This window comes from uncultured Lamprocystis sp. (assembly GCF_903933125.1).
In the GTDB taxonomy this organism is placed as follows: domain Bacteria; phylum Pseudomonadota; class Gammaproteobacteria; order Chromatiales; family Chromatiaceae; genus Thiodictyon.
Map to the genome: position 1 here is coordinate 1 of NZ_CAIZIZ010000216.1, position 1,780 is coordinate 1,780.

Consider the following 1,780-nt stretch of genomic DNA (forward strand, 5'->3'; position numbering starts at 1 on the left):
CTGGTGCGCCGCACCAGTTGGGCGGCGGCGAATTTCGTCAACTCAACCGCAGACCCGGACGCCCTCGTTATTTCCCGCCAGGATTGGCAACGCGTGCTGAATCAACTGGCCTCGACTCCCTGAAATGGCCAAAGTCGAGCGAACCAGACCTGACGGTGCTGTTCGCCAAGAACGGCGGCGGCAAGACCGCGGTGCTGACGGCGCTGGCGGTCGGGCTGACTCCTTTCCAATCGGGCACGCCCCGCGGTCTCAAGCTCGATCCGCGGCGCGATCCGCGCCAGGTCACCCTGGACGAGCGGGGCCGGCGCGAGCCGGCCGGGTCTTGCACAATGATCTGGACCGCCGATGTCGGCGCCGCTCCGGATGTGGGCTGGATCAGCATCGTGAATCCTGCCTCGACCCGCAAGGAGGTCCACCATGGAGAGGTACTCGCCGCAATGGAGCAGATGCGCGTCCCCGGCGCGCGCTGGCCCCTGTTCGCCTTCTACGGGGTGGACCGCATGGGCCGAGGCAAGGCATCCACCAAGCCCGCGCCGACTCGGCCAGACCGTTGGGAAGGCTATGCGGGCAGTCTGAACGCCGCCCAGGACGACTCGGCCCTGCTCACCTGGCTGCTGGAAGAGATCCTCGCCGACACGGTGCGCCGCCAGGAGGGGGAGCCCGAGCGCTTCCTCGCCTCGGCCGTGATGAACACCCTCGTCAAGGCCACTCCGGGCGTCGAGCGGGCTTGGTATGACCCGCGCGAACGCAGTCCGATCATCCGCTTCACGACGGGCGAGGTTGCGCCCTGGCAGGAGCTGTCCGACGGTTTCCACCTGTATCTCACGCTCGTCGCCGACATCGCCCGCCGCGCGGTCATGCTCAACGAGCAGGACGGCGGCGAGGCACCCGCACTGGTGGAGGGTGTCGTCCTGATCGATGAGATCGACCTGCACCTGCACCCCCGCTGGCAGCGGGTGGTGCTGGACGGGCTGAGGACGGTCTTTCCCCGACTCCAGTTCATCGTGACAACACACTCGCCGCAGGTGCTGAGCAGCGCGGAAAACCGCCAGGTCCGCCATTTGGTCGACGGGAAAATCCAAGAGCACGGCGTGTTCGTTGAGGGCCGGGACAGCAACGCGATCCTGCGCTATCTGATGGGTACCACCGACCGCGACGACGATGGCGAGGCGATGCTGCGTGCGCTGCACGACGCCATTGACCGGGGCGCCATGGAACAGGGTGCCATGGATCATGGCCAAAGCGCTTTTTGCGGCACTGGAAGAGAAGTGGGGCGACCTGGACCCCGCGCTGATCCGTGCCCGTCGATTGATGGACTGAGACGACCGATGCGCAAGCTCGACAAGCGGCGGTCCCCAAAAAACGTGTCGCCCGACGGGCAGCCGCGACAGAGCATGCAGCAGGCCGAGAAGGCATTCCTTATAGCCCTGCGATCGGCGGCGGACGCGGCGGAGTGCGCCCGCTCTCGATGCACTGGAGAAGCGCAAGCTGAGGTCAGTGCTCTACGAGGAGCAGAGGTACCTCTGTGTCTACTGCGAGCGCCGCATCGCCGAGGGAAAGCAGCCAGGCCCACGTATAGACCACTGGCGACCGCTCAGTAAGAACCCGAATCTCGCACTGCATTGGCATAATCTCTACCTGTCTCGACTTTGGCCATTTCAGGGAGTCGAGGCCAGTTGATTCAGCACGCGTTGCCAATCCTGGCGGGAAATAACGAGGGCGTCCGGGTCTGCGGTTGAGTTGACGAAATTCGCCGCCGCCCAACTGGTGCGGCGCACCA

At 65.5% G+C, this 1,780-nt stretch carries 1 protein-coding gene; it reads left to right on the forward strand.

The features are described from left to right. The first annotated feature begins 155 nt into the window (after window positions 1-155). The gene (locus tag QZY03_RS10815) at window positions 156-1,601 is read left to right on the forward strand and encodes an AAA family ATPase (protein WP_295580861.1); all 1,446 of its coding nucleotides are present in this window, start codon (window positions 156-158) and stop codon (window positions 1,599-1,601) included. The last annotated feature ends 179 nt before the right edge of the window (window positions 1,602-1,780 follow it).